General features: G+C 71.9%; 19 protein-coding genes and 1 pseudogene. 11 read left to right on the top strand and 9 right to left on the bottom strand.

All coding sequences use genetic code 11. The annotated features are described in order from the left end of the window. The 3 genes and pseudogenes from AB0L33_RS26845 to AB0L33_RS26835 all read left to right on the top strand — a co-directional run. A pseudogene (locus AB0L33_RS26845) lies at positions 1-97 on the top strand (electron transfer flavoprotein subunit beta); the annotation flags it as partial. Positions 98-154: 57 nt separating this feature from the next. Then, a complete protein-coding gene (locus AB0L33_RS26840; RefSeq protein WP_365685535.1) occupies positions 155-1,117 on the top strand; it encodes an electron transfer flavoprotein subunit alpha/FixB family protein in 963 nt (320 codons plus the stop codon). 171 nt (positions 1,118-1,288) lie between these two features. After that, positions 1,289-2,587 carry an aldolase/citrate lyase family protein gene (locus AB0L33_RS26835; RefSeq protein ID WP_365685534.1) on the top strand — a complete coding sequence of 433 codons (1,299 nt, stop codon included), beginning with the start codon at positions 1,289-1,291 and terminating at the stop codon, positions 2,585-2,587. A 15-nt stretch (positions 2,588-2,602) separates the two neighbouring features. Here AB0L33_RS26835 and AB0L33_RS26830 read toward each other — a convergent pair whose 3' ends face one another. Next, positions 2,603-3,502: a hypothetical protein gene (locus AB0L33_RS26830; RefSeq protein ID WP_365685532.1), complete on the bottom strand. Its 900-nt coding sequence runs from the start codon at positions 3,500-3,502 to the stop codon at positions 2,603-2,605. A 58-nt stretch (positions 3,503-3,560) separates the two neighbouring features. Then, the gene (locus tag AB0L33_RS26825; RefSeq protein WP_365685530.1) at positions 3,561-4,589 is read right to left on the bottom strand and encodes a LacI family DNA-binding transcriptional regulator; all 1,029 of its coding nucleotides are present in this window, start codon (positions 4,587-4,589) and stop codon (positions 3,561-3,563) included. Positions 4,590-4,762: 173 nt separating this feature from the next. Between AB0L33_RS26825 and AB0L33_RS26820 the strand changes: the two genes are divergently transcribed. Beyond that, positions 4,763-5,722: an ROK family protein gene (locus AB0L33_RS26820; protein WP_365685529.1), complete on the top strand. Its 960-nt coding sequence runs from the start codon at positions 4,763-4,765 to the stop codon at positions 5,720-5,722. Here AB0L33_RS26820 and AB0L33_RS26815 read toward each other — a convergent pair. Further along, the gene (locus AB0L33_RS26815) at positions 5,712-7,754 is read right to left on the bottom strand and encodes an NPCBM/NEW2 domain-containing protein (protein WP_365685527.1); all 2,043 of its coding nucleotides are present in this window, start codon (positions 7,752-7,754) and stop codon (positions 5,712-5,714) included. The genes AB0L33_RS26820 and AB0L33_RS26815 overlap by 11 nt on opposite strands. A 263-nt stretch (positions 7,755-8,017) precedes the next feature. Here AB0L33_RS26815 and AB0L33_RS26810 point away from each other — a divergent pair, with 263 nt between their 5' ends. The 3 genes from AB0L33_RS26810 to AB0L33_RS26800 are packed head-to-tail and all read left to right on the top strand — an operon-like array spanning position 8,018 to position 11,152. Beyond that, a complete protein-coding gene (locus tag AB0L33_RS26810; RefSeq protein WP_365685526.1) occupies positions 8,018-9,307 on the top strand; it encodes an ABC transporter substrate-binding protein in 1,290 nt (429 codons plus the stop codon). 16 nt (positions 9,308-9,323) lie between these two features. Then, the gene (locus AB0L33_RS26805; protein ID WP_365685525.1) at positions 9,324-10,238 is read left to right on the top strand and encodes a sugar ABC transporter permease; all 915 of its coding nucleotides are present in this window, start codon (positions 9,324-9,326) and stop codon (positions 10,236-10,238) included. Beyond that, complete coding sequence (locus AB0L33_RS26800; RefSeq protein WP_365685524.1) at positions 10,235-11,152, top strand: carbohydrate ABC transporter permease; 918 nt, start codon at positions 10,235-10,237, stop codon at positions 11,150-11,152. The genes AB0L33_RS26805 and AB0L33_RS26800 overlap by 4 nt, the downstream gene beginning before the upstream one ends. 42 nt (positions 11,153-11,194) lie before the next feature. Here AB0L33_RS26800 and AB0L33_RS26795 read toward each other — a convergent pair whose 3' ends face one another. After that, entirely contained in the window at positions 11,195-11,740 is a 546-nt protein-coding gene (locus tag AB0L33_RS26795; RefSeq protein WP_365685523.1) for an excalibur calcium-binding domain-containing protein, read from the bottom strand. Positions 11,741-11,904: 164 nt separating this feature from the next. Between AB0L33_RS26795 and AB0L33_RS26790 the strand changes: the two genes are divergently transcribed. Next, entirely contained in the window at positions 11,905-12,171 is a 267-nt protein-coding gene (locus AB0L33_RS26790; RefSeq protein ID WP_365685522.1) for a hypothetical protein, read from the top strand. A gap of 111 nt (positions 12,172-12,282) precedes the next feature. After that, a complete protein-coding gene (locus AB0L33_RS26785) occupies positions 12,283-13,320 on the top strand; it encodes an NUDIX domain-containing protein (protein ID WP_365685520.1) in 1,038 nt (345 codons plus the stop codon). On the opposite strand, the gene AB0L33_RS26780 is transcribed toward AB0L33_RS26785, so the two are convergent. Then, positions 13,279-13,989 (bottom strand): MBL fold metallo-hydrolase, encoded by a 711-nt coding sequence (locus AB0L33_RS26780; RefSeq protein WP_365685518.1) that lies wholly within the window; start codon positions 13,987-13,989, stop codon positions 13,279-13,281. The two genes, AB0L33_RS26785 and AB0L33_RS26780, sit on opposite strands and share 42 nt — an antisense overlap. Before the next feature lie 92 nt (positions 13,990-14,081). Beyond that, positions 14,082-15,446, bottom strand: a complete 1,365-nt coding sequence (locus AB0L33_RS26775) for a dipeptidase (RefSeq protein WP_365685516.1) — start codon at positions 15,444-15,446, stop codon at positions 14,082-14,084. Positions 15,447-15,630: 184 nt separating this feature from the next. Between AB0L33_RS26775 and AB0L33_RS26770 the strand changes: the two genes are divergently transcribed. Continuing rightward, on the top strand, positions 15,631-16,845 hold the full coding sequence (locus tag AB0L33_RS26770) for a geranylgeranyl reductase family protein (protein ID WP_365685515.1): 1,215 nt from the start codon (positions 15,631-15,633) through the stop codon (positions 16,843-16,845). A gap of 38 nt (positions 16,846-16,883) precedes the next feature. Here the strand turns inward: AB0L33_RS26770 and AB0L33_RS26765 are convergent, their stop codons facing one another. Next, positions 16,884-17,348 carry a nitroreductase/quinone reductase family protein gene (locus AB0L33_RS26765; RefSeq protein WP_365685513.1) on the bottom strand — a complete coding sequence of 155 codons (465 nt, stop codon included), beginning with the start codon at positions 17,346-17,348 and terminating at the stop codon, positions 16,884-16,886. A 142-nt stretch (positions 17,349-17,490) separates the two neighbouring features. On the opposite strand from AB0L33_RS26765, the gene AB0L33_RS26760 reads away from it, so the two are divergent. Continuing rightward, on the top strand, positions 17,491-18,201 hold the full coding sequence (locus AB0L33_RS26760) for a TetR/AcrR family transcriptional regulator (RefSeq protein WP_365685511.1): 711 nt from the start codon (positions 17,491-17,493) through the stop codon (positions 18,199-18,201). A gap of 14 nt (positions 18,202-18,215) precedes the next feature. On the opposite strand, the gene AB0L33_RS26755 is transcribed toward AB0L33_RS26760, so the two are convergent. Both AB0L33_RS26755 and AB0L33_RS26750 read right to left on the bottom strand, forming a co-directional pair. Further along, on the bottom strand, positions 18,216-18,971 hold the full coding sequence (locus tag AB0L33_RS26755; RefSeq protein WP_365685509.1) for a maleylpyruvate isomerase family mycothiol-dependent enzyme: 756 nt from the start codon (positions 18,969-18,971) through the stop codon (positions 18,216-18,218). A gap of 58 nt (positions 18,972-19,029) precedes the next feature. Next, on the bottom strand, positions 19,030-20,250 hold the full coding sequence (locus AB0L33_RS26750; protein WP_365685508.1) for an MFS transporter: 1,221 nt from the start codon (positions 20,248-20,250) through the stop codon (positions 19,030-19,032). Positions 20,251-20,297 lie beyond the last annotated feature (47 nt).

The raw sequence follows: 20,297 nt of genomic DNA, 5'->3' as shown, positions 1-20,297 counted from the left end.
GGAGCGTCCGGCCCGGACCGCGGGCACGATCGTGAAGGACGAGGGCGAGGGCGGCAAGCAGCTGGCCGAGTTCCTGGCCGGCCAGAAGTTCATCTGAGCACCGGCGTCCCCTCCCACCCCCGTCTACTTCGCACACGCAGGAGATTGAAGTCCCATGGCTGAAGTTCTCGTCTATGTCGACCACGTGGACGGTGCCGTCCGCAAGCCCACCCTGGAGCTGCTGACGCTCGCCCGCCGCATCGGTGAGCCCGTCGCCGTCGCCCTGGGCAACGGCGCCGCCGACACCGCCGGCGTGCTCGCCGAGCACGGTGCGGTCAAGGTGCTGACCGCCGACGCCCCCGAGTTCGCCGACTACCTGGTCGTACCGAAGGTGGACGCGCTCCAGGCCGCCTTCGACGCCGTGTCCCCGGCCGCCGTGCTGCTGTCCTCCTCCGCGGAGGCCAAGGAGATCGCGGCCCGCCTCGCGGTCCGCATCGGCTCCGGCATCATCACCGACGCCGTCGACCTGGAAGCCGGCGACCAGGGCCCGGTCGCCACGCAGTCCGCGTTCGCCGCCTCGTACACCACCAAGTCCCGTGTTTCCAAGGGCGTTCCGGTCATCACGGTGAAGCCGAACTCGGCCCCGGTCGAGCCGGCGGCGGCCGCCGGCGCCGTCGAGACCGTACCGGTCTCCTTCTCGGCGCAGGCCACCGGTACGAAGGTGCTCTCGCGTACGCCGCGTGAGTCGACGGGCCGTCCGGAGCTGACGGAGGCCGCGATCGTGGTCTCCGGTGGCCGTGGTGTCAACGGCGCGGAGAACTTCGCGGTCATCGAGGCCCTCGCGGACTCGCTGGGGGCCGCGGTGGGCGCGTCGCGTGCGGCGGTGGACGCCGGCTGGTACCCGCACACCAACCAGGTCGGCCAGACCGGCAAGTCCGTCTCGCCGCAGCTCTACATCGCCTCGGGCATCTCCGGCGCGATCCAGCACCGGGCCGGCATGCAGACCTCGAAGACGATCGTCGCGGTCAACAAGGACGCCGAGGCCCCGATCTTCGACCTCGTGGACTACGGCGTCGTCGGTGACCTCTTCGACGTCGTCCCCCAGCTCACCGAGGAGATCAACACCCGCAAGGGCTGATCGCCGGACGGTTTCGTACGAGCAGCGGCCCGGGGCCGCACGGTGAACGCACCGTGCGGCCCCGCGGCGTTTCCGGACACCGTTGACTCGGGTGCGAGCGCCTTATAGCTTCACTATACGGATTGTTGTTTCCGGGAAGCGGAAATAGCGGGAGCATGGAGGGTGCGGACGATGGGTCAGCAGGAGAAGGTGGCGACGAGCCTCGACGGTGCGGTCAGCGACGGGATCAGTGCCTCCCTCGCCCCGGTGGACGCCGAACTCGCCCGCCGCTACCCGGGCGACCCCGGCACCCGCCAGCCCGTGCACACGGTCTACGTACCGGGTGACGTCTTCACCGCCCGTACCCTGCGCACCTGGGGCGACGAGGCGTTGAAGGCCCTCGACGAGCACGCCCCCGACGCGGCGGCCCTCGCCGCGGTGCTCGGCATCCCGGACGAGCTGGCCGGGCCCGTCCACGACCGGGTCCGCGCCAAGCTGGAGCGCGAGCCGGTCGAAGACCTGAGGATCGACTTCGAGGACGGCTACGGACCCCGCTCCGACGCCGAGGAGGACGAGGCCGCCGCCCGTGCGGCCCGGCTCGTCTCGGAGGCGTACGCCGACGGCACCGCCGCGCCGTACATGGGCATCCGGATGAAGTGCATGGAAGCCGCCGTCCGCGACCGGGGCATCCGGACCACGGACGTCTTCCTGACCGGCCTCATGCGGGCGGGCGGGCTCCCCGACGGGCTCGTCCTCACCCTGCCGAAGGTGACGTACCCCGAGCAGGTCACCGCCTTCGTCCAGCTCCTCGACGCCTTCGAGCGGGCGCACGGGCTGCCCGAGGGGCGCATCGGCTTCGAGATCCAGATCGAGACCAGCCAGTCCATCCTGGCCGCCGACGGCACCGCCGCCGTGGCCCGCATGATCGACGCGGCGCGGGGGCGGGCGACCGGGCTGCACTACGGCACGTTCGACTACAGCGCGTGCGTCGGCGTCAGCGCCGCGTACCAGGCGAGCGACCACCCGGCCGCCGACCACGCCAAGGCCGTCATGCAGGTCGCCGCCGCGGGCACCGGCGTGCGCGTCTCCGACGGCTCGACCAACGTGCTGCCCGTCGGCCCCACCCCGCAGGTCCACGAGGCGTGGCGGCTGCACTACGGCCTCACGTGGCGCGCCCTGGCCCGCGCCTACTACCAGGGCTGGGACATGCACCCTGGGCACCTGCCGACCCGCTACGCGGCCGTCTACGCGTTCTACCGCGAGGGTCTGGAGCAGGCCGCCGCCCGGCTCGCCGCGTACGTCTCCAAGGCCGGCGGCGACGTGATGGACGAACCGGCCACCGCCAAGGCGCTCAGCGGCTACCTGCTGCGCGGCATCGACTGCGGCGCCCTGGACACCGACGAGGTGGCGAAGCTGACCGGGCTGACCCGCGCCGATCTCGACGCCTTCGCCTCGCCCCGGCGCGGCAGCCTGACGGTCACGGCGCCGTAGCGGCCGGACCGGGCGTCAGGCGGGGACTCCCTCGCCTGCGGGGTTCACCGGCGGCTCGGGGGCGGGCGCCGACGGGCCCCGCTCCGGGACGAGGGACTCCAGTCCGGAGCGCAGGGTGTGTCCCTCGTCCCGGAGCAGACGTGTGCCCCTCTCGCAGAGCCGGGCGTCGCCGAGCGCGTGGGCGCTGAACTCCTCCGGAGTGCCGCCGAACCACTCGCGCAGCAGCGGCGACCGGGTGATCAGCTCCGTGAGCACCTGCCGCTCCCCGGGATGGGTCCAGGGCGCGCCCGTCCCGTCGGCGAGAACGCCCAGGCGGTGGACGTACGCGTGGACGCCGTTCAGGAGCTCACCGGACGGCATCTCCACGGGGAAGCGGTCGGCCGGCAGGAAGACCCGGTCGTACGCGCCCTCCGGGAGGAAGACGCCCTCGCTGTGATCGACGTGTTCCAGCTGGACCGCGTCCAGCCACGTGACGAACAGGTCACGCGTCCGCCCCGGCGCGTGGAACGGTGACGCCGAGACGTAGCCGAGCGGGCTCACATGGGCGGAGACGCCGGCCTCGATGCCCGTCACGCGCGCCATGACCATCGGGATCACCGCGGAGAGGCCCCGTTCCGCCATCTTGTACCGGAGCTGCCCCGGGCAGGCGTTGGACCCGATCGCGAGCACGGGGGTCCGCTCGTCGACCGGCGGCGCACCCGTGCCGGCGAGGACCTCGTCGAGCGGCACCCCGCTCCCGGGCCCGTCGCACTGCACCGGCCACCGATCGAGGCCCGTGTCCGGCTCGGGGGACAGCCGCAGATAGGTGTCCCCGAGCAGCAGACCCGACTCGGTGGGCCAGGCCCCCGGGTAGGTCAGCGGATGCTCGCGCGGTGCCGCGTCGAGACCGAGAGCCTCCAGTGTGCGTTCCCTCATCCGGATTCCGGACCCTTCCCCGATCGGCCACATGGCGCGTCAGGGTACCCAACTCCGTTCAGGACGGCGGGATTTCCCCGGTGCCGCGGGCGATCAGCCGGGTCGGGAGCTCCACGCGCGCCGGGGGATGACCGGCCCCGTCCAGGCGCCGGAAGAGGTGTTCGGCGGCGGTGCGGCCCGCCGCCGCCGGGTCCTGGGAGATGACGGTGATGCCGAGCAGGTCCGCCAGCTCGATGTCGTCGAAGCCGACCAGGGCGACCGGCCGCTCCCGGTCCGCGAGGACCCGCACCACCGTCACCGTCACCCGGTTGTTGCCGGAGAACAGCGCCGTCACCGGCTCCGGACCCGCGAGCATCGCCTCGGCGGCGGCCCGGACGCGTTCGGGGTCCGTGGAGCCCAGCGAGACCCAGGACTCCTGAACGGTGATCCCGGCCTCCGCCATCGCCGCGTGGTAGCCGCGCAGACGCTCGGTCGCGGTGTGGATGCGCGGCTGGTCGCCGATGAAACCGATGCGGCGGTGGCCGTGCGCGATCAGATGGGCGACGCCCTCGCGCGCCCCGCCGAAGCTGTCCGAGAGCACCATGTCCGCCTGGATCTGCCCGGCCGGGCGGTCCACGAAGACGGTCGCGACGCCGGCCTTGATCTCCGGCTCCAGATAGCGGTGGTCGTCGGCGGCCGGGATCACGATCAGCCCGTCGACCCGGCGCGCGCACAGGGCGAGGACCAGCTCCTGTTCGCGCTCCGGGTCCTCGGCGCTGGAGCCGTTGATGAGCAGTGCGCCGTGGGCGCGGGCCACCTCCTCGACCGCGCGGCTCAGCGGTCCGTAGAAGGGGTCGGCCAGGTCCTCCAGGACCAGGCCGATGGAGGCGGTCCGGCCCTTGCGCAGCACCCGCGCGCTGTCGTTGCGGCGGAAGCCGAGCGCGTCGATGGCCTCCTGCACGCGGCGCTCGGTGTCCGGGGTGACCCCGGGCTCGCTGTTGACCACGCGCGAGACCGTCTTCAGGCCCACCCCGGCCCGGGCGGCCACGTCCTTCATGGTCGGCCGGTTGCCGTAACGGGGCTCGGGATGACGGGCGGTCTCGGCCACGGTGCGCTGTCCTGTCGTCGGTCGGCTGTCCCGCGGGCCACGGCGGCTGCCGTGGGGTCCCGGAGGGTGTGGCGTCGAGCATAGGCCCTGGACAACGTTGTCAAGGGAATGGAGACTGGGCAGACCGTGCACCTGAGCCACAGGTCCCGTCCACACCACCCGGAGCCACACCGATGCAGAACCACCTCGTCGCCGCCCTGGACATCGGGGGCACCAAGATCGCCGGCGCGTTGGTGGACCGGGACGGCGCGCTCGTGGCGCGGGCCCAGCGGCCGACGCCCGCGCAGGAGAGCGGCGAACGCGTCATGGCGGCGGTCGGCGGCGTCCTCTCCGAGCTGGCCGCGTCCCCGCGCTGGGGCGACGCGACGGCCGTCGGCATCGGCAGCGCGGGCCCGGTGGATGCCGCCGAGGGGACGGTCAGCCCGGTCAACGTGCCCGGCTGGCGGGGCTTCCCCCTGGTCGAGCGGGTCGCCGATGCCACCGGCGGCCTGCCGGTCGCACTGGTCGGCGACGGCGTCGCGATCACCGCGGCGGAGCACTGGCTCGGCGCGGCGCGAGGCCATGACAACGCGCTGTGCATGGTCGTCTCGACCGGCGTCGGCGGCGGCCTCGTCCTCGGCGGAGCCCTGCACCCCGGCCCCAGCGGGAACGCCGGCCACATCGGGCACATCAGCGTGGACCTCGACGGAGACCTCTGCCCGTGCGGGGCGCGCGGCTGCGTCGAGCGCATCGCGAGCGGCCCCAACATCGCGCGCCGCGCGCTGGACGCGGGCTGGCGGCCCGGCCCCGACGGCGACGCGACCGCGGTCGGCGTCGCGGCCGCCGCACGGGCCGGCGACCCGGTCGCCCTGGCGTCCTTCGAACGGGCCGGGCAGGCCCTGGCGGCGGGGATCGCGGCGACGGCGACCCTGGTCGAGATCGACATCGCGGTGATCGGCGGCGGGGTGGCCGGTGCGGGCGAGTTGCTGTTCGCGCCCCTGCGCTCGGCCCTGCGCCGGTACGCCACGCTCTCCTTCGTCCAGCATCTGACGGTGGTGCCCGCGGTCATGGGCAACGACGCGGGCCTGGTCGGTGCGGCGGCGGCCGCGCTGGCCGCCACCGCCCGTCCGCTCGCGGACCCGCTCAGCAGGTGATCCGCAGGTCCCCCCAGTCCGCGTGGTCCGAGTCGACGCCGTCTCCGCCGTCCGTGACCACCAGCCGGACGACCTGAGCCCCGGTCACGTCCGCCGAGAGGGGCTGCGGGGCCATCGCGTTGGTCAGGACCCCGGTGGATGCGGCCTTCTTGCCGTCCGCCCAGACCTCGAAGGCCACGCTGCCCTTGGTGCCCTTCTCGTCGTCCACTCCCACCTGCGCCGTCACGGCGGTGCACGCGCGGCCCGCGTAGTACTCGACGCTGCTCGCCGCGTGCACGCCGAGCCCCTTGGCGTACACCTGGCCGCCGATGGTCAGCGGGTGGCCGTCGCCCGCGGCGCTCTCGCCGTTGCTGGTGTCCTTCTCGACCGGGCCGTAGCCGTTGGAGGCGCTGAGCTGCGGCAGGTCGCTGAGGTAGCCGCCGCCGGACGGGGGCGGCACCACCACATGGGCCTGGAACGGGACGGTGGACCGGACCCGCTCACCGGTGTGGGAGACGTACCGGGCGGTGAGCGTCAGGTCGTAAGTGCCCGGGGCCGTCCCCGCGGGGGCCGTCACCCGCCACCGGGTGGCCAGCGCCCGGCCGGTGGGCAGCGCCGCGGTGCTCGTCGCCGACGCGGACTCGACCCGCCAGCCGGCCGGGCCGGTGAGCGCGGCCGACACCGTGAGGGCGGGCGTGCGGCCCAGGTCGGTGACCTCGGTCGTCAGGGCTGCGGTGCGGCCCGCCTCGAGCAGCGGGCTGCCCTCCAGGGCGAGTTCGACGGCCGGCGGGTGCGTGGCCCAGCGGGGGTCGGCGGCGACGCGCAGCAGCACGGTGCCGTGGGCCGGCACGGTCGCCGAGATGCCGCCCGCGGTGTTGCGGGTGGTGTGCTCCCACAGATCGCGCACGGTGTACCCGGAGGCGTCCGGCAGACCGGCCGCGGCGGCCGTGGTGGCGATCCGCTGGGCGCTGCCGGTCTCGTTGAACAGCGCCACGGCCCGGGAGCCGTCCGCCATCTCCTTGGCGACGACCCAGCGTCCGCCCTCCGACGAGAGCACGGTGCCCTGCTTGCCCAGCGGGTCCTGGTCGACGGCGATGACCTCCTCGTTGGAGAGGATGTCGAACGTCTCCTGGGAGGCGGTGCGCAGATCGGAACCGATGAGCAGCGGTGCCGCCATCACCGACCACATCGAGAAGTGGGTGCGGTACTCGGTGTCCGTCATCCCGCCGTTGCCGACCTCCAGCATGTCGGGGTCGTTCCAGTGGCCCGGGCCCGCCGCGGCGGCGAGCGGGAGGTTCTGCTTCATGATCGACAGCATGCTGCCCCAGCTGTCGTTGATGTCACCCGTGGTGCGCCAGAGGTTGCCCAGATCGGCTGCCCATTCCCAGGGCTTGTTCTGGCCCCATTCGCAAATGCTGTACACGATGGGACGGCCGGTCGCGACGAGTGCGTCGCGCATGGTCGTATAGCGCTCCTTGGCGTCCACGCCCTGGTTGTTGCAGTTGTCGTACTTGAGATAGTCGACGCCCCAGTCGGCGAACTGCTGCGCGTCGCTGTACTCGTGGCCGAGCGCCCCGGGAAGCCCCACGCTGTCGCAGGTCTTGGTACCGGCACTGGTGTAGATTCCCAGCTTGAGGCCCTTCGCGTGCACATAGTCCGCGACCGCCTTGATGCCGTGCGGGAAGCGCACCGGATCGGCTTCCAGCTTTCCTTCCGCGTTGCGGTGCGGAACCGCCCAGCAGTCGTCGAGGTTGACGTACTCGTACCCGGCGTCCTTCAGCCCCTTTTCGACGAAGATGTCGGCGATTCCCTTGACCATCGCCTCGTTGAATTCGGCGCGGCAATGCGTGGAGTTCCAGTTGTTGAAGCCCATGGGCGGGGTGAGGGCCAGTCCGTTCGCGGCCTGGATGCCGGCGGCCGGTGCCGGTGCCGGCGCGGGGGACTGTGCGGCGGCGGGCACCGCGGCCCCCGCCGTACACAGGAGGCCCGCGGTCAGGGCTCCGAGGACTCTGTGGCGGCTCGCTCGGGTGGGACGGCTTGGAAGATGACGCATCGTTACGTTCCTCCGTACTCGTGCCGGATCGGGTGTCGACATGTGCACACCAAGACGAGCGAATACGTTAGAGCGTGTTGAAGTCTGTTGGAAGAGGGCGGGTGTCCGGTCGGCTGCATCTCGTCAAAACCCTTGACTGCGCCCCATGTTGGGGGTGAGATCCAAGCGCACGTTCGGTTGTGTTCGGTTGCCTTCCGGAGGACGGGGTCATGGCACACTCGTACGACAGATCGAATCTGCCCGGTAGCGTCGCGGGACACCGGATGTCCCGGCGGAGCCTGTTGCGCGGCGCGGCGCTCGGTGCCGGCGCGGTCACGCTTCCCGCCCTGCTCACCGCGTGCGGCGGTGGCCCGGGCGGGGACGGCAAGACCGTCACTCTGGGATCCAACGCGTCCGACCCCGTTCCCAAGAAGGCGTTCGCCGACGCGTTCAAGGCGTACGCGGCCCAGTCGGACGGCCGGAAGGTGAAGGTCAACACCGTCGACCACAACACCTTCCAGGAAAACATCAACCGCTATCTCCAGGGCAAGCCCGACGACGTCTTCATGTGGTTCGCCGGGTATCGCATGCAGTTCTTCGCGAAGAAGGGCCTGCTCTACGACATCAGCGACAACTGGCAGCACTACACGGGATTCTCCGACGCCCTGAAGGACCAGTCCAGCGGCGAGGACGGCAAGCAGTACCTCACCCCGTACTACTACTATCCGTGGGCCGTCTTCCACCGGAAGAGCCTGTTCGCCGAGCGCGGCTATCAGGCGCCCAAAACGCTGGACGAGTACGTGGCGCTCGCCGAGCAGATGAAGAAGGACAAGCTCGACCCCATCGCGTTCTGCGACAAGGACGGCTGGCCCGCCATGGGCACCTTCGACTACATCAACATGCGCACCAACGGATACGAATTCCACAAGAGCCTCATGGCCGGTGAGGAAGCCTGGACGGACAAGCGCGTCCGAAACGTCTTCGACACCTGGCGGCGCCTGCTCCCGTACTGCCAGCCCGGCGCCAACGGCCGTACCTGGCAGGAGGCCGCCACCAGCCTCCAGAAGCGCGAGGCGGGCATGACCGTGCTCGGACTCCCGCACCCCGGGCAGCAGTTCCCGAAGGACGAACAGGGCGACCTGGACTTCTTCCCGTTCCCCGAGATCAGCCCCGAGCACGGCCAGGACGCGGTGGAGGCGCCCATCGACGGGTTCCTGCTGGCCAAGAAGTCCAAGAACCTGAAGAACAAGAAGACGCTGGAGAGCGCCAAGGACCTCGTGAAGTGGCTCGCCACCGGCAAGGCCGAGGACATCTACCTCAAGAGCGACCCCAACAACATCGCGGTCAGCGAGGAGGCGGACACCTCCGGGTACTCCGCGATCCAGAAGAAGGCCGTCGCACTCGTCTCGGGCGCCAAGCAGATCTCGCAGTTCCTCGACCGGGACACCCGTCCGGACTTCGCGTCGACGGTCATGATCCCCGCGATCCAGAAGTTCATCAGCAGCCCGAACGACGTGGACGGCCTGGTCAACGACATCGAACGGCAGAAGAAGACCATCTTCGCCTCGGACTGAACCGGGAGTACGCACCGTGCCGTTCATCTCGGGGAGGCGCACCCGACGACGGGGCACGCGGCGGTACACCCGCCGCGACCTCGTCGTGCTCGCTGTGCTGCTCGGTCTGCCCGTCCTGCTCGACCTCGCCATCGTCTGGGGCCCGACCCTGGCCTCCGTCGTCCTCTCGTTCACCAGCTGGGACGGGATCGGCGACATCGAGTGGGTCGGGACCCGCAATTACGCGGACCTCTTCACGAACTACCCGCAGTTCTGGCCGGCCGCCCGGCACAATCTGCTCTGGCTCGCCTTCCTCGGCCTCGTCGCCACCCCGTTCGGGCTGCTCCTGGCCGTACTGATCGACCGGGGCGTGCGATTCAGCCGCTTCTACCAGTCCACGCTGTACATGCCCGTCGTGCTCTCGCTCGCGGTGGTCGGCTTCATCGCCCAGCTCGTGTTCTCGCGGGACCAGGGCGCGCTCAACGCCGTCATCGGCGACACGGAGAACCCGACGGACTGGCTCGGCGATCCGGACCTCAACATCTGGATGGTCCTGCTGGCAGCCGCCTGGCGGCACACCGGCTATGTGATGATCCTCTACCTCGCCGGGCTCAAGGCCGTCGACCAGTCCCTCAAGGAGGCGGCGGCGATCGACGGGGCGAGCGAGGCGCAGACCTTCTTCCGCGTCGTCTTCCCGACCCTGCGGCCGGTCAACGTCATCGTCGGCGTCATCACCGTCATCGAGTCGCTGCGCGCCTTCGACATCGTGTACGCGGTCAACCACGGCCGCAACGGCCTCGAACTGCTCTCCGTGCTCGTCACCGACAACATCATCGGCGAGGCCAGCAGGATCGGGTTCGGCTCCGCGATCGCCGTCGTCCTGCTGACCGTCTCCCTCGGATTCGTGGTGACGTACCTGGTCCAGGAGCTCCGAGGGGAGAAAGACCGATGACCACCACGCGGGCCACCCCCGTACGCCCGGCACCCGCCGCCCCCGTCGCGGCCCGCCGCGGGCTCCGCCCCGGCCGGCTCGGTGTGCACGTCTTCCTGACCGCGGTCTCGCTGGCCTTCCTCGCCCCGCTGCTCCTCGCGGTCTACGCCTCGCTGCGGCCGTACGCCGAGACCTCCGAGTACGGCTACTTCTCGCTGCCGCGCCATCTCTCACTGGACTACTACCGGCAGGCGTTCACCGACTCCGGCATGACGAAGTACTTCGTCAACACCCTGATCATCGCGGTACCAGGCGTCCTGATCACCCTGTTCCTCGCCTCGTTCGTGGCCTTCGCGCTCGCCCGGCTGAACATGCGCGGCGGCCTGGTCCTGCTGATGCTCTTCACGGCCGGAAACCTGCTTCCGCAGCAGGTGATCGTCACCCCGCTGTACGTCGTCTTCAACCGGATTCCGCTGCCGTACTGGATGTCCGACTCGATGACGATGTTCGACTCCTACTGGGCCGTCGTGCTGGTGCAGATCGGCTTCCAGATCGGCTTCTGCGTGTTCGTCCTGGCCAACTTCATGCGCACCCTCCCGCCGGAGATCCTGGAGGCGGCGGTGGTGGACGGCGCCGGGGTGTGGACGCGGTTCTGGCGGATCACCCTGCCGCTGTGCCGCCCGGCGCTCGCCGCGCTGGGCACGCTCCAGTTCACCTGGATGTACAACGACTTCCTGTGGGCGCTGGTCTTCATCTCCGACGGCGACAAACTGCCCATCACCTCCGCGCTGAACAACCTGCGCGGGCAGTTCTTCACCGACTACAACCTGCTCGCCGCCGGTTCGGTGATCGTCGCGCTGCCGACGCTCATCGTGTTCCTGCTGCTCCAGCGGCACTTCATCGCAGGACTCACGCTGGGGTCCGGCAAGGGATGACGGGGCGCCCGGCGGCACCGCCGGGCACCCCGTCACCACGCCCTACTCGCAGGCCACGCCGTCCCCGTCGCGGTCGAGGTGACGGCCGTACCCCGGGTCGCCCCGGCGGATCGGGGCCGCACCGGCCGCGCGGACGGCGGTGCAGTTCGCGTAGTACGCCGAGCCGCCCCCGCCCGAACCGGAGTCGTCCGAAGCGGAGTCGTCCGAGCCGCCGACGGGGGCCTCGGGCGCGACGGTGACCTTGACGGTCTTCGTCTTCGTGACGGTCGGCACCGCCTTGGGGCTCGCGGTCACCGTCTCGGTCACGGCGGGCTCCGGCGCGGGCGTGACCGACACCGTGGCGGTGACGGTCGGCGCCGGCGAGGACTTCGCCGCGGCCTCGCTCCTGTCCGCGCCGCCGGAGTCCCCGCCGGCGGCGCCCATGCCCACGCCGATGAAGAAGAGAACGGTCGCCGCCGGGATGACGACGCGTTTCCTCGCCCAGCGGGGCGCGCCGCCCCCGGGGCCGCCGGGCCCCTGCGGGCCGAACGGGGACGGCTGCGGCGGCGGCCCCCAAGGCGGCGGCTGCGGTGACGGGTTGTGCGACATGGGACCCCCCGGGTTGTGTGGAGGGACGACCGTAACCAGGGCGCCGGACGCATGGGAGGGCAATCCTCCGCAAGTGATGGAGTTGTGACCATCGCGTGAAGCCGGAGGCCCGCCACGGTCCGCGCGGGCCCGCCGTTGTCAGTGGCGGGTGCGATCCTGCGTGCATGGACGAGATCATGCGACGGCGGGTGTACGGCGCCGACCACGAGGACCCCGACCCGGGCCCCCGGCCGGGCCGCCAGTACCGGGAACTGGTCGGCGGACCCCTGGACGGCCTGCTCCTCGACGTGACGGGGTGGACGGAGGTGGCCCTCGCGGACGGCTCCGCCCTGGTCACCGAGATCGGTGCGTACGGACCGGGCGGCCGCGCCGAGTACGGGCCGCGCCCGGACGAGCCGGACAAGTGGGACTGGCGGGGCGATACACCGTAGCCCCGGGAGGGCGTCCGCCGGCCCGTCCGCGTAACGCATCGCCCCGGGCGGGTTTTCGCAGCGGGGTGTTGCGGGCAAGCCACAGGGGGCTGCTACGGAAGAGGGGGAACCGTGATCGTCTGGATCAACGGTGCGTTCGGCGCCGGAAAGACCAGCGCCGCGCGTGAACTGATCGATCTGATCCCGAACAGCACCTTGTACGACCCGGAACTCACCGGGACGGGGCTCAGAAGCCTGCTGCCCCAGAAGAAGCTCGCCGAAGTGACGGACTTCCAGGACTTGCCGATCTGGCGCCGCCTCGTGGTGGACACCGCCGCCGCGCTCCTCGCCGAGCTGGGCGGCGTCCTCGTCGTGCCGATGACGCTCCTGCGGCAGGAGTACCGCGACGAGATATTCGGCGGCCTGGCCGCCCGGCGCATACCGGTGCGCCATGTACTGCTCTCACCTGAGGAAACGATCCTGCGCGAGCGCATCGCCCACCGGGCCGAATTCCCCGGAGACGCGGAGGGCGTGGACCCGACCGGCCGCTGGGCGTACGACCGCATCGAACCCTACCGATCGGCCCTCGGCTGGATCACCGGGGACGCCCACACCATCGACAACGGCGCGCTCACCCCGCGCGAGACGGCGGAGCGCATCGCGGAGGCCGTACGCACCGACGCCGCCCCCGCCTGCGAGATCGTCCAGACCCCCGAGCCCACGGCGGAGACGGTCGCCTCCGGGGTGCTCCTGTTCGACGAGCACGACCGGTTCCTGCTCGTCGACCCCACGTACAAGCCCGGCTGGGAGTTCCCCGGCGGCGTCGTGGAGGCGGGCGAGGCCCCCGCACAGGCCGGCATCCGGGAGGTCGCCGAGGAGATCGGCATCCAGCTCGACCGGGTGCCCAAGCTGCTCGTCATCGACTGGGAGGCGCCCGACCCGCCCGGATACGGAGGGCTGCGCCTCCTCTTCGACGGCGGACTGCTGCCCCGGGCGGACGCGGAACGGCTGCTGCTCCCCGGCTCCGAGCTGCGCGGCTGGCGGTTCGTCACCGAGGCGGAGGCGGCCACCCTGCTGCCGCCCACCCGCTACGAACGGCTGTGCTGGGCACTGCGGGCCCGGGAACGCTCAGCCGTGCTCAACCTGGAGGCCGGCGTCCCTGTCGGCTGAGGCCCGCAGGACCGCGGCGGCGTCCTCGGTGAGGGGGTCGCCGTGGCCGAAGCAGACCGTGGCCGGTGCCAGCTCGGCCAGCCGTCGGAACGAGGCCACGGCCTGCTCCCGGTCGATGTTGAAGACACCCAGCATCACCTGCCCCACCCCGGCCACGCAGTCGCCGGTGAACAGCACGCCGTGCCGGGGGAGATGCACACCGATGGAGCCCGGCGTGTGCCCGGGGGAGTGGACGACCCGCGCCCCGCCCCCGAACGGCAGCACCACCCCGTCGGACAGCTCGGTGTCGACCCGGGTCGGGGGAGCCGGGGGAACGGTCAACGCGTGCTCGTACAGCGGGCGTTCCCAGTCCAGGAGCACCGGCTCCCCGACCTCCTCCTCGCCCCGGACCACCGGCGCGTCCAGCTGGTGCGCCAGAATCTCGGCACCGTGGCGGTCGGCCAGCTCCTGGGCGGCGCCGTAGTGGTCCCGGTGGCCGTGGGTGATGACGATCCGGGTGATGCCGGCGGGGTCGAGGCCGAGGCCCCGCACCGCCTCCTCGATGGCGGACGCCGCGTTCACGTCGCCCGCGTCGATCAGGGTCAGCTCCGTTCCGTCGCGCCAGAGATACGCCTGGCCGATCGGGAAGCGGAACATGTGCAACTGCGGAAGCACCTCTACGAGATCCATGCGGCGAACCTAGGACGACGCGCCCGGCCACCGCATGGATCTACGCTCTCCGCGAGCTTCGCTCAACGCGTAGCCCGGGCCCCGGCGAGGTCTCAGACCGCCTTTGACGCCGCGTAGTTGCGCAGGAACAGCGCCTCGGTCACGGAGAGCCGTTCCAGCTCCTCGGGCGACACGCTCTCGTTCACCGCGTGGATCTGGGCCTCCGGCTCGCTGAGCCCGATCAGCAGGATCTCCGCGTCCGGGTACAGCCCGGCCAGGGTGTTGCACAGCGGGATCGAGCCGCCCATGCCGGAGGACTGCATCTCCTGGCCCGGGTACGCGATCCGCATGGCGTCGGCCATCGCGGTGTACGCCGGGCTCGCGATGTCCGCGCGGAACGGCTGTCCCTGCCCGACCTGCTCGACGGAGACCTTCGCACCCCACGGGGCGTGCGCGAGCAGGTGCGCGGTCAGGAGCTTCGTGGCCTGCTCCGCGTCCTGGCCCGGCGGCACCCGCAGGCTGATCTGCGCACGGGCGCTCGCCTGCACGGAGGGCGTCGCGCCGACCACCGCGGGGCAGTCGATGCCGATCACGGTCACCGACGGCCGCGCCCAGATCCGGTCGGCGACCGTGCCCGTACCCACGAGCCCCACCCCGTCGAGGACCTTGGCGTCCTTGCGGAACTCCTCCTCCGGGTACTGCAGCCCGTCCCACTCCTCGTCCGCGGTCAGACCGTCGACCGTGGTCGAGCCGTCCTCGGCGCGCAGCGAGGCGAGCAGCTGGATCATCGCGGCGAGCGCGTCGGGGGCGGCACCGCCGAACTGCCCCGAGTGGAGGTTGCCCTCCAGCGTGTCCAGCTGGACCCGCAGCATCGTCATGCCGCGCAGCGTCGAGGTCACGGTCGGCAGCCCCACCCGGAAGTTGCCGGTGTCACCGATCACGATGGTGTCGGCGGCCAGGAGTGCGGGGTGCGCCTCGGCGTACCGCTCCAGACCGCCGGTGCCCTGCTCCTCCGAACCCTCCACGATCACCTTGACCGATACGGGCACCCCGCCGTCCGCCTTCAGGGCGCGCAGCGCGAGGAGATGCATGATGAAGCCGCCCTTGCAGTCGGCCGTGCCCCGGCCGAACCAGCGCCCGTCACGCTCCGTCAGCTCGAACGGCGGGGAGATCCACGCGGCCTCGTCCAGCGGCGGCTGCACGTCGTAGTGCGCGTACAGCAGCACGGTCGGCGCGCCCTCGGGCCCGGGCAGGAAGCCGTAGACGGACTGGGTGCCGTCCGGGGTGTCGAGCAGGGCGACGTCCTGGAAGCCCTCGGCACGCAGCGCGGCGGCGACCCACTCGGCGGCGCCCTCGCACTCGCTCTTCGGATAGACCGCGGGGTCCGCCACCGACTGGAAGGCCACCAGCTCTGTGAGCTCCGCCTTGGCGCGGGGCATCAGCGAGGCGACGGTCTCGGGAATCGGGTGGCCGGTCATGGGGCACGCTCCTGGTAGGTGCGACGTTATGTGTACGTTTCCGGTTACTCGCCCGCCTGGAGTGCGGCGTCGCGGGCACGTCGGAGACTCGGCCGATCCTCCCACAGCGGTTCTCGGCCACAACGCGCCGTAGGATGCCGGGAGCAGCTTGGGCCACTGGTGGGATCGGGAGCAGAAGCACATCGTGAGCAGCGAGAACGCAGACGCCGGACATGAGCACGAAGAGTCGTCCGTGTGGGACGTCGTCGTAGTCGGCGCCGGACCGGCGGGAGCCTCCGCGGCATACGCGGCGGCCGTCGCCGGCCGTAAGGTACTGCTCCTGGAGAAGGCGGAGCTGCCCCGTTACAAGACGTGCGGCGGCGGCATCATCGGATTCTCGCGCGACGCGTTGCCGCCCGGGTTCGAACTGCCCCTGAAGGACCGGATCCACGCGGTCACCTTCTCGCTCAACGGCAGGCTGGCGCGCACCCGCCGCTCGAAGCGAATGCTCTTCGGCCTCATCAACCGCCCCGAGTTCGACGCGGGCCTGGTCGAGCAGGCGCAGAAGGCCGGTGCCGAACTGCGCACCGGGGCGACCGTCTCGCGGGTGGAGCAGCACGGTGCCGCGGTGCCGGACCGGCGCACCGTCGCCGTGGTGCTGGCCGGCGGCGAGACCGTCCTGGCCCGCGCGGTGGTCGGCGCGGACGGCAGTGCCGGGCGGATAGGAGCCCATGTCGGGGTCAAGCTCGACCAGGTCGACCTCGGCCTGGAGGCGGAGATCCCGGTGCCGCCCACCGTGGCGGAGGACTGGGCGGGCCGCGTCCTCATCGACTGGGGCCCGATGCCCGGCAGTTACGGCTGGGTCTTCCCCAAGGGCGACACCCTGACGGTCGGCGTGATCTCCGCGCGCGGCGACGGCGCCGGCACCAAGCGGTATCTGGAGGACTTCGTCGCGCGGCTCGGCCTCGCCGGCTTCGAGCCGAAGATCTCCTCCGGCCACCTCACGCGCTGCCGCAGCGAGGACTCGCCGCTCTCGCGCGGCCGGGTGCTGGTGTGCGGTGACGCGGCCGGCCTGCTGGAGCCGTGGACCCGCGAGGGCATTTCCTTCGCCCTGCGCTCGGGACGGCTCGCCGGTGAGTGGGCGGTGCGCGTCGCGGAGGCGCACGACGCGGTGGACGCCCGCCGCCAGGCGCTCAACTACGCCTTCGCCATCAAGGCCGGGCTCGGCGTCGAGATGAGCGTGGGCCGCCGCATGCTGAAGCTGTTCGAGCGGCGTCCCGGCCTGCTGCACGCCGTCCTGACGGGCTTCCGCCCCGCGTGGAACGCGTTCGCCGGCATCACGCGCGGCACGACCTCGCTGGCCGAACTGGTCCGTTCGCACCCGCTGGCCCAGCGGGCGCTCTCGGCGATGGACCGTTAGAGCGCGGGCCTTCGGGGGCTGACGCGCCGTCCGGTGCGTCAGCCCGCATCGGTGATCCGGAACACGGGGTGGTCCGGGCAGGCCGCCAGGATCTCGGCGTCCGTGGACTTCGCCGTGACGCCCTGGAAGTACTGGTTGACCTCCCAGCCCCACCGCTTCAGGTAGGTACGGAGGACGGCCGCCTTGTGCGCGTCGTCCGCGATCTCCACGGCCGAGAAGGCCCGCGTCCGGCGGCCGCGGCGCAGCTCCCCGCCGCCCGCCGCCCGCATGTTGCGCACCCACTGCGAGTGGCCGCGGGCGGAGACCAGGTACCGCTCGCCCTCGTAGGTGTGAGGGTTGACCGGGACGCGCTGCATGCGGCCGCTCTTGCGGCCCCGCACGGAGAGCTCCTGCGAACCGAGCAGGCTGATTCCATGGCGTGCGAGCCAGCCGACGAGGCTGTTGAAGCGGACGTTGAGCGGGCTGCCCTGCAGGTAGTACGGCTGCGTCTGCGTCGAAGACATGGTGTGTGACCCCCACGGTGGAGAAAGCATTTTCGAGAGCAGTGCTCTCGCTTGAGATCAGTGTGTAGGGAGCGCCGCTCAAAAGCAAGAGCAGTGCTCTCGTTATTGGTCGCCGCTCTGCACGCGTGGCAGACTGAGCCCCATGAGCGCCATCCGGGGAGCCAGGGAACGGGCCCGTATCGAGGTCACCGCCGCCATCAAGGACGAGGCGAGGAAACAGCTCGCCGCCGAGGGCGCGGCGAAGCTGTCGCTGCGCGCCGTCGCGCGCGAACTGGGCATGGCCTCCTCGGCCCTCTACCGCTACTTCCCGAGCCGGGACGACCTGCTGACCGCTCTCATCGTCGACGCCTACGACGCGGTCGGCGAGGCCGCCGAGCGCGCCCACCGCGCCGCCGGATCACCCGGTGCCCCCGCCACCGGTCTCACCCGCTGGGTCGCGGTCGCCTGCGCCGTGCGCGACTGGGCGCTGGCGCATCCGCACGAGTACGCGCTCATCTACGGTTCGCCGGTGCCCGGTTATTCGGCGCCGCAGGACACCGTCGGCCCCGCGGCACGCGTCGGCATGGTGCTGATCGCCATCGTGGAGGAGGCCCGCCGCGACGAGGGCCTGGCGCTCCCGCCGCTCCCGGACGAGCTGCGCCCCGAGGCCGAACGGATCGCCGCGGACGTGTCCCCCGGGCTGGCTCCTGCGGTGGCCGCCCCGATCGTCGCGGCCTGGTCCCAGCTGTTCGGGCTGATTTCCTTCGAGGTGTTCGGCCAGTTCAACGGGGTGGTGGAGGCGAGGGAGGTCTTCTTCCGCCATGCCGTCACGGAACTGGCCCGCACCGTGGGCCTCCTGGGCCGCCGCGGCTGAGTCCCGCTACGGGGTCACGACCAGGTGATCGAGGAGTTGTCGCGCCAGAGGCGGGCCGGCGCCTCGTCGCCCGTCACCGTGAGCTCCGAGAGCGGAAGCCGGTTCCACAGGGCGAGGTAGAGCGTCCCGGCGGGGCCGCTCAGCTCGCAGTCCACGGAGGACGTCGGGTCCGGCGCCTCCTCGCGCACCGCCACCGGCGGCTCGGCGGACAGCCGTACGGTCCACGCGGCGTCCGTGTCCGTCGCCCGGATCCGCAGCGTGCACGGGGTCCCGGTCCGCACCCGGCTCTTGGGGCGGGCGTGCATCCCCCGCAGCAGTTCGTCGATGCCGTCCAGCGCGTGTCCGGCGTCGACGGGGGAGAGGCCGCCACCGCGAGCGGACTCGGCGTCCACCCGGTGGATCGTCGTCTCATGGGCCTGGCGGCGGGCCCAGAAGGCGAGCGGCGAGGGCGCCGGGAGGAACGACCAGCACTCCACGTCCTGCGGCGCGTTCTCCAGCGTCTCCACCAGGAGCCGGTGCCCTTCGCGGAAGTGGGCCAGCAGCTCCGGGCCGTCCAGCCGAGGTTCCCCGGCGTCGGGGACGTACGAGGTGTGGCCCTCGCGCACGAAGGCCGCGGCCCAGGAGTGGACCATCGAGGTGTGCCGGAGCAGATCGCCCACCCGCCAGTCGGGACAGGTCGGCACCGGGGCCCCGGTCCCCGCCTCTTCGGCCGCGTCCGCCATCAGGCGGCCCTCGGCGGCCAGGGCCGCTATGTGATCCGTGATCTTCATGGACGGATTGTGCCAGCCGGCCGGGCGTCCCGGGGGACGTCCGGCCGGGTCCGGGCGGTCAGGTCTGCGCCGCCCTGCGCGCCCCGTACCCCAGGGCCGCCGCGGCACCCGCCAGCACCGCCACCGTGGTCAGGGCCACCGGCAGCGAGAACCAGTCGGCCAGGAAGCCGATCGCGGGCGGCCCGAGCAGCATGCCGCCGTAACCGAGCGTCGAGGCCGCGGCGACCCCGCCGGGTCCGGCCAGCTCGCCGGCCCGGCCGACCGCCACCGGGAAGATGTTGGCGAGGCCGATCCCGGTGACCGCGAAGCCGAGCAGCGCCAGCCAGGGCGTCGGGGCGAGCGAGCCCAGGAGCATCCCGGCGGCCGCCGTGGCGCCGCCCGCCACCAGGATGCGGGTCTGTCCGAGCCGTTCGAGCAGGGCCGTGCCGCTGAGCCGGCCCGCCGTCATGGCCAGCGCGAACAGCGAGTATCCGGCGGCGGCCACCCCGGGGCGGGCGTGCAGGTCCTGTTCCAGGTGGAGGGCGCCCCAGTCGGCCAGTGCGCCTTCCCCGTACGCGGTGCAGAGCGCGATCAGGCCGAACAGCAGGACCACCCTGCGGGCCCGGCCGGACAGCCGCTGCGCGGAGCGGGTGGCCGGGGCATCCGCCCGCTCCGGGGTCACGGGCGCCGGGTGCCGCAGCAGGACCGGGCCGGCGAGCGCGGTGACGAGCAGTCCGATTCCGGTCAGAAGAGAGAGGTGCACGGACGGCGAGAGGCCGCCCGCGACGAGTCCGCCGAGCCCCGCGCCGAGCATCCCGCCGAGGCTGAACGCGGCGTGGAAGCTGGGCATCACGGGGCGGCGCAGGGCGGCGACCAGGTCCACCGCCGCGCTGTTCATCGCCACGTTCATCCCGCCGTACGCGGCACCGAAGACCAGCAGCACGAGCCCCAGCGAAAGGGCGGAGTGCGTCCGGGCGGGCAGCGCGATGCTGAGCGAGAGGAGAACGCCGCAGGCCACGGTCACCGCGTGGCTGCCGTACCGGCGGCAGAGCCGGCCGGTCAGCGTCATGGTGATCACGGCACCGGCGGAGACGCCGAGGAGTGCGAGGCCGAGGGTGGCGGCCGAGGCGCCTGTCTGGTGCTTGATGGCCGGGATGCGGACCACCCAGCCGGCGAAGAGGAAACCGTCGAGGGCGAAGAACACGGTCAGCGCGGTACGGAGACGGGCCGACGAGAGCGGGGCGGTGTTGCCGCCAAGTCCCCCCGGGAGTGCCGTCCGCAGTTTGTTTAGTTGCGGCACAAACTCAGCATAGGGGTGGCCCGGCGGCCGGTGCAAGACGGATGCCC

Source organism: Streptomyces sp. NPDC052299, from assembly GCF_040679335.1.
Classification (GTDB): Bacteria; Actinomycetota; Actinomycetes; order Streptomycetales; family Streptomycetaceae; genus Streptomyces.
This window is presented reverse-complemented; position numbering and strand designations above follow the sequence as displayed.

What these genes read in the sequence shown, in the direction of transcription:
- AB0L33_RS26840 (WP_365685535.1), top strand. Translation starts at nt 155, where the DNA reads ATGGCTGAAGTTCTCGTCTATGTCGACCACGTGGACGGTGCCGTCCGC.
- AB0L33_RS26835 (WP_365685534.1), top strand. Translation starts at nt 1,289, where the DNA reads ATGGGTCAGCAGGAGAAGGTGGCGACGAGCCTCGACGGTGCGGTCAGC.
- AB0L33_RS26830 (WP_365685532.1), bottom strand. Translation starts at nt 3,502, where the DNA reads ATGAGGGAACGCACACTGGAGGCTCTCGGTCTCGACGCGGCACCGCGC.
- AB0L33_RS26820 (WP_365685529.1), top strand. Translation starts at nt 4,763, where the DNA reads ATGCAGAACCACCTCGTCGCCGCCCTGGACATCGGGGGCACCAAGATC.
- AB0L33_RS26815 (WP_365685527.1), bottom strand. Translation starts at nt 7,754, where the DNA reads ATGCGTCATCTTCCAAGCCGTCCCACCCGAGCGAGCCGCCACAGAGTC.
- AB0L33_RS26810 (WP_365685526.1), top strand. Translation starts at nt 8,018, where the DNA reads ATGTCCCGGCGGAGCCTGTTGCGCGGCGCGGCGCTCGGTGCCGGCGCG.
- AB0L33_RS26800 (WP_365685524.1), top strand. Translation starts at nt 10,235, where the DNA reads ATGACCACCACGCGGGCCACCCCCGTACGCCCGGCACCCGCCGCCCCC.
- AB0L33_RS26795 (WP_365685523.1), bottom strand. Translation starts at nt 11,740, where the DNA reads ATGTCGCACAACCCGTCACCGCAGCCGCCGCCTTGGGGGCCGCCGCCG.
- AB0L33_RS26790 (WP_365685522.1), top strand. Translation starts at nt 11,905, where the DNA reads ATGGACGAGATCATGCGACGGCGGGTGTACGGCGCCGACCACGAGGAC.
- AB0L33_RS26780 (WP_365685518.1), bottom strand. Translation starts at nt 13,989, where the DNA reads ATGGATCTCGTAGAGGTGCTTCCGCAGTTGCACATGTTCCGCTTCCCG.
- AB0L33_RS26775 (WP_365685516.1), bottom strand. Translation starts at nt 15,446, where the DNA reads ATGACCGGCCACCCGATTCCCGAGACCGTCGCCTCGCTGATGCCCCGC.
- AB0L33_RS26765 (WP_365685513.1), bottom strand. Translation starts at nt 17,348, where the DNA reads ATGTCTTCGACGCAGACGCAGCCGTACTACCTGCAGGGCAGCCCGCTC.
- AB0L33_RS26760 (WP_365685511.1), top strand. Translation starts at nt 17,491, where the DNA reads ATGAGCGCCATCCGGGGAGCCAGGGAACGGGCCCGTATCGAGGTCACC.
- AB0L33_RS26755 (WP_365685509.1), bottom strand. Translation starts at nt 18,971, where the DNA reads ATGAAGATCACGGATCACATAGCGGCCCTGGCCGCCGAGGGCCGCCTG.